This window comes from Streptomyces sp. NPDC055254, from assembly GCF_053606025.1.
The window spans coordinates 1-5,647 of record NZ_JBSGQV010000079.1 but is presented as its reverse complement, the minus strand read 5'-3'; the positions used below and the strand labels follow the sequence as shown (position 1 = coordinate 5,647).

5 protein-coding genes and 1 pseudogene are annotated in these 5,647 nt (G+C 69.4%); 4 read left to right on the top strand and 2 right to left on the bottom strand.

Annotation, left to right across the window (positions count from 1 at the left end):
• The 4 genes and pseudogenes from ACWFQ8_RS33225 to ACWFQ8_RS33210 form a co-directional block, all read left to right on the top strand.
• Positions 1-558 (top strand): hypothetical protein (locus tag ACWFQ8_RS33225; protein WP_453789997.1); only part of this gene is annotated, 558 nt, incomplete at its 5' end.
• A 478-nt stretch (positions 559-1,036) separates the two neighbouring features.
• On the top strand, positions 1,037-1,690 hold the full coding sequence (locus ACWFQ8_RS33220) for a hypothetical protein (protein ID WP_453789996.1): 654 nt from the start codon (positions 1,037-1,039) through the stop codon (positions 1,688-1,690).
• 197 nt (positions 1,691-1,887) lie between these two features.
• Positions 1,888-2,058 (top strand): annotated as a pseudogene (locus ACWFQ8_RS33215) (recombinase family protein); the annotation flags it as partial.
• 283 nt (positions 2,059-2,341) lie between these two features.
• Entirely contained in the window at positions 2,342-2,560 is a 219-nt protein-coding gene (locus ACWFQ8_RS33210; protein ID WP_453789998.1) for a hypothetical protein, read from the top strand.
• Between the two features lie 91 nt (positions 2,561-2,651).
• On the opposite strand, the gene ACWFQ8_RS33205 is transcribed toward ACWFQ8_RS33210, so the two are convergent.
• Positions 2,652-4,064 carry an alpha/beta hydrolase family protein gene (locus ACWFQ8_RS33205; protein WP_453789995.1) on the bottom strand — a complete coding sequence of 471 codons (1,413 nt, stop codon included), beginning with the start codon at positions 4,062-4,064 and terminating at the stop codon, positions 2,652-2,654.
• 90 nt (positions 4,065-4,154) lie between these two features.
• Positions 4,155-4,814: a TMEM175 family protein gene (locus ACWFQ8_RS33200; RefSeq protein ID WP_453789994.1), complete on the bottom strand. Its 660-nt coding sequence runs from the start codon at positions 4,812-4,814 to the stop codon at positions 4,155-4,157.
• Positions 4,815-5,647 lie beyond the last annotated feature (833 nt).

The following is a 5,647-nucleotide window of genomic DNA, read 5'->3' as shown; positions in this document are numbered from 1 at the left end:
CCGATCTCCCACAATCCATCCGGAACAATCCAACTCCAAGTACCCCGCCCCATACCGACACCAACGACGCCTCACCACATAGGACACGGTCTAAGGGCCAAGGACTTCAAGGGCTCGGCCCATGAGCTGCTCTCCGCCGAGCTGTTCGACTACGCCTTCCGCCGGCTGAAGGCCAAGATGCGGACGGGACAGATCGTCGCGCTCCTCGCTGACTCCGCGACGCCCCTCTCGATGTCCGCCGAGGAGCTGCAGACCCTGCACAGCAGCGAGCCGGACCGAGACGAGCTCGCGGTCCGCACCATCGCAGTCGCCCTTCGCGATCTGCAGAGCAAGGCCTTCCGCGCAGGACGGTGGCGGCCGGAGGAGCACCCGGGCAAGGACGGCCGCCCCGCCTCGCTGGAGACCTACTTCTTCCGCCTGTGCCTGCTCGTCTTCCCCCGCCAGTTCAGGCGGTGGCGTGCCGAGCGGACCGACCGCTTCCTGTCGGCCGCCCGCCATCTTTCGCCGGAGTTCGTGCGTCACCGACTGGGCCATGACACCGGCGGTGACCCCCCCTGACGACGTCGTGCTCGACGAGCCGGGACAGCGCCTGATCGAGTGGCGCGGCGGGGGCCCGCCGTGTGGACCGATGTCGGATGAGCGACCGGCTGTGAGCGGCTGACCTGCGGGTATTCGCTGGCACTCAAGGGGCGGGCCTGCGGTCTAAGCCCTGTTCTCGTGTAGCTACGGCCGGGTGGCGTGTAGCGCTGCGCTGAGTAGGACTTCCCAATCTTGACGCGAAGGGCCACGGCCGGAGAACCGGTACCTACTTGATCAAGATCAACTCATAGCCGCTTTGACCCGTATCTCGGCGATACCCCTGGACGGCGCCACCCTCTACCCGCTGATGGCCGCCGCCGAGCAGTGGCCCGACCCGTGGTTCGAGCCCTGGGAACCCGCGGCGCCCGCCAGCTGAGGGCTACGGGCCGTCAGAAGTCGTGCCTCAACGGCCGAATGGGGTCGAGGCGCTCTTGCGGACCGGTCCTACGCTGGAGGCATGGCCACCGATCCCTTGTTGAGACAAGGCCCCGACTCGACGGATTTGGTCCTGCACGCCGGCCCGGCCGGGCCGGCGTGGAACGCGCTGACCTCGGCGGGGTCGGCGCTGTTCACTCCGCTCGTCCTGGGCGTGCCGACCCTGCTCGTCGCCTTCTGGATGGCGCTGGCTGGGGCGCGGGCGTCGACCGTGTTCGTGGTGGTGGGGGTGATCGCCGGGTTGGAGTACCTGCTCGGCTGGCTGGCGCTGGCCTTTTCCGGAGCCCGGCGCATCCTGCGGGTGGAGTTCGCGCCGACAGGTGTGCCCGCGTCCCTGCGGTTGGTCCGGGCCGCCGGGCCGGACGACTGGCTGCCCGTCGACACCCTGCGCGAGGTGCGGCTGACGCACGAGGTGGTGGAGCCGTACCAGGGGGACCGCAAGCCGGCCGTCTCCACGCTCGCGCTGGAACTCGTCCTGCGGGGCAGCCGGGAGCGGCTCGCCCCGCTCCCGTTCGGCGGCGACCCGCAGCGGCTCGCCGACGCGCTGGAGGCCCTACTCGGCCCGGCTGGGGTCGTGGTGGAGCTGCGCACCGAGCGCAGCACGCGCGATCGGCCGCAGCCCAACTCCGGTTGGACCTCCGGCGGTTCGGCCTCGGCCGGCTCGGGTGGCGGCTGACCCCGGGCTGCCCGTGGCGCTCCCCGGCCGGGGAGCGCCCGTCGATGCAGCCGGCGGCAGGCGGTGCGGGGCAGCCTGCCGCTACTTGGGCGCGTTGAGCCGCCGGGTCGGCTCGGCCGCAGCCGGGTCCTCCGGCCACGGGTGGCGGGGTAGCGGCCGCGGAGCTCTCAGGACTTCAAGATCATCCCATTGCCCCTTTGGCGCGTATCTCGGTCACACCCCCCGAACTCACCGCGCTAACCGACCACCTCACTGCCCACGGCCTGGTCCTGGGGATGCTCGCCGGGCCGCTGCCCGGGATGTACGACCCCAGCGGGCCCGGCCGACTGCTGTTCGCGTTCTTCGCGGCGATGGCGGAGACGGAGCGGGAGAACATTCGGGAGTCGACCCTCGAAGGACTCGATGCGGCGGCCCGTAAAGGTAAGCACGGCTGCCGACCTGCCGTCATCACCGAGGACATGCTGCATACCGTGCTGCGGCGCCGGGCGAACGGCGAGTCGGTCGAGCAGATCCAGCCCGACCTGATCATCGCGGCCGGCAAGCGCAAGGTCGGCGGCTTGTGCAAGCCAGCGGCATTGGTCGGGGGTGAGGAGGTCGCGGCCGGGCAGGCCGGCGGCGAAGTTCCCACCGCGCTGGAACTGCACCGACGACTTGCTCCACACCGTGCTCCGCCGCGCGGCCGGAGAGCCCGTCGAGCAGATCCAGCCCGACCTGTTCATCCCCACCGGCAAGCGCAAGGGACAGAACCCCTCCGTCGCGAGCATCTATCGACACCACAAGGCCCAGGCGTACCCCGAAACTGTCGAGGCGGCCCAGGCCGACTTCGCGGCCCTGCGCCAGCGCTCAGCGACCGCGCCCACCCGCTCGTAGCGGAGTCGCTACTGGCCGGTCCGATCCTCCCCAGGGGCCCTGTCCGCTAGGAGCCAGTGGTCACTGACCACCGGCTCGGAGTCGTCTCTCGTCAGCTGCCGGGAAGCTTCTCCTGCAGCCAGTCGAAGACGACCTCGCAGTGCTGCTGCGGGGCCATCGGGGAGCAATGCAGCTGCGCGCCGGTGCCCGTGGTGAGCTTCACGTAGTCCTTGGGGGACGTCAGTTTGTCGAACATCTGGCGCGGCTGGCCGGGATAGAACTGCTCGTAGTCGTAGTCGAGGACCAGTGTGGGCGTCTTGATGCGGCCGACCACGTTCGTGATGTCCAGCGACTCGATGAGTTTGGCGGGAGTCCAGAAGTCGGTGAACATCTTGTCCTTGCGGGCGTCGAGCATCGCCGGAACGGAGAAGGGCTCGACGCGCTTCTTCAGCGCCGCGGCCGCGTCCGGAGGCAGCTCGGGGACGACCTCCTTGTTCCAGATGGTGTTCGTCTCCTCCTTGTCCGAGGTGACGATCTTCCGGAGCTCCGGAGGAAAACCGAGCCACGGCGACAAACAGCCGGGCATCGCCACCAGAGCGGCGATCCTGCTCTCGAAGGCCGCGGCCCGGGGCGCCAGGTTTCCGCCCATGCTCAGCCCCGTCAAGGCGATCTTGTCTCTGTCCACGTCCGAGCGGGCGACCAGCCAGTCGACAAGAGGTGTCACGACGGTCTCCCAGCGCGGTGTGAAGACCACCTGGTCGACGAAGAGCAGCTGCCCCTGGCCCGGCCCGTCGTATACCAGGGCGTTCCAGCCGCGCGTCAGAGCGGCCGAGACGCCGTAGGTCCACATGTCGACGTCCTGGCCGTCACTGCCGTTCGTGAGGATCACCGTGGGGCGCTTCCGGCCCGACGTGTCCGGCCGGAAGAACCACACCGGCAGCGGCGTCCTCTGGTACGGGACGTTCGTCGTCACCGGCGCCGGGTCGCACAGCCCGCAGAAGATGTCCCAGGCGCTGCGCCCGGCCTTGTACAGCTGCTCCTCGCTGCCCGGGTCGTCGGAGCCGAGGACGAAGAACAGCGACTGGCCGTAGTACTGCGCGGCCCGCAGGGCGCGGAAGCGCGTGGTCTGCTGGTCGGGCTTGCTGCCCTGGGGCGGCTTCCTAAGCTGATCGCCGAGTTTCTTGAAGGTCTCGGTGTACGTCTGGGCAGAGAGGCCGGCCTTGTTGATCGTGTTCACGGCGGTGAGTACCTCGCCGACGTCGGCGGCGCCGAAACCGGCCCCGCCGAGTGCCAAGAGCCCGTTGAAGTTGAAGGCCGGGTCCTTGAAGAGGGTCATCACTCCGGGCGTGGGTCCGCCCGCGGGGGCGGAGGCAGAGTCCGAGGGGGCGGGGGCGGGCGCGTTCGCGGGCGAGGCGCCCGACGGCGCGCACCCGGCGGCCAGCACGGCCCCGGCCCCGCCGACGAGCCCGGCGAGGGTGGTGCGGCGGGTGGGGCCGGCAGCGCGATCACTCGGTACGTACGTCATGGCAGCGAACGTAGGAGCCGCACCTGCGACCTCCTTGCGCGCGACACCCGTCGTTCCCCCGAATGGCGCTTCACACTGTGCCTGGGCGCCTCAGTCGTCCGAGGCGCGAGACAGTGGGGTGGCTGCGCGCAGGCGCTTGCCCCGCTGGCCTAGCACCACCTTCACCGGGACCAGTACCGCCCACCACAGCTGCGCGCCTGTCGGGGAGACGAAGGCGAGCGGCACGGCCACAGCGAAGACCAGCACCATCGACGCCAGATCGAGTACATCGTTGCGCGCCACAGGATCGGGCATCGCCGTATTGCTGAGCCAGGGGCGCTTCCAGAGCACGACCGTCAGCGCGAGCTGTGCGGCGCCGATGGCTGCGGCGGCGCCGGAGTAGACCGCTACCGCCTGCGGCCGGTCGCCGTACTCGGCCAGCAGGGTGGTGGGGAACGGCATTAGAGCGATGAGCCCCAGGTTCAGCAGCCCGAGCTTGATGACTGTTCCGTCCACCTCCCGCACGTACCGGAAGACCTGGTGGTGGCCCCGCCAGAACGCTGCGATGACTACGAAGCTGAGGGCATACGCCCACAGGTTCGGCATCACCTCCCTCAGCGCCTCTTCAAAACCGGCCGTGTCCAGCCCTGCGGGCAGTGTGATGTCCAGCGCCAGCAACGTTATCGCGATGGCGAAGACACCGTCCGACAGCGCGAGGACCCGGGCCGCGCTCCCCTCGTCATCCCGCACTCGCTGGTAGCCGTTCACCAAGCCACCATAGGATGAGACATCCCGGAATGTGCTGATTTAAGCGTGCGTTGCGTGAAGCTGGTCAAGGGGCTGGCATCGGACGGCAGGTACTCGTTGGTGACTTCTCCCCCGAGGACTGCGACGACGCCCGCACCCACCGCCTTCCCCGCGATGGGCAGCCCCTCATCGGCTCCGAGATCTGCCAGGTCACCCGCCCGCTCCCACGGCCTTCCCCTCTACCTCAACCTGGCCGTCAGGCGGTTCCTGGAGCTCCGCAGCACTGGGCACATCCCGCATGCCGGGGCTCCTCGCGGTACCTGCTCGCCAACCAGTTCAGCCCGCAGGCGTGTACGTCACTGTGTCCCCGCCACAGCCAGCCGAGAGGTGGAGGAGCATGTCTCGGCCTCGTCGATCGCCAGGCTCCACCGCAGCTTCGTCGCGGTCCACTCGGACGCGTAGACGAGGTCAACCGCCTGCTGACCGACTGGCGCACCGCCCTCCAGGGCTGAACACGCGCAGAAGCCGCGACGCAGGTAGCTCCGGCCGACAGGGTCCGGGCTCGTCCAGGAACTGACCCGGGACGACGAGGTCGCCAAGTCGGTGACCACCGAGCCGCCGCCCACTGCGAGTACGCGGTGCAGTGGCGGCCACCAAGCTCCGCTGGAACCTTGCGGCCGACGACGCCGAATGCCAGGCGCTGCTCGGCATCGCCGAGGATTGCCCGAACACCACCGTCGTCTACGAAACCGCCGCCTCCTAAGACCGTGTCCTATGTGGTGAGGCGGACGAGGCGTTTGTAGCAGCAGATGGCGGCGGCGAGTCCGAGGAAGGCCAGGTAGTTGCGGGGGTGGCGT

Bases quoted from the DNA above. Each gene is read 5' to 3' on its own strand.
- ACWFQ8_RS33220 (WP_453789996.1), top strand. From the start codon at position 1,037: ATGGCCACCGATCCCTTGTTGAGACAAGGCCCCGACTCGACGGATTTG.
- ACWFQ8_RS33205 (WP_453789995.1), bottom strand. From the start codon at position 4,064: ATGACGTACGTACCGAGTGATCGCGCTGCCGGCCCCACCCGCCGCACC.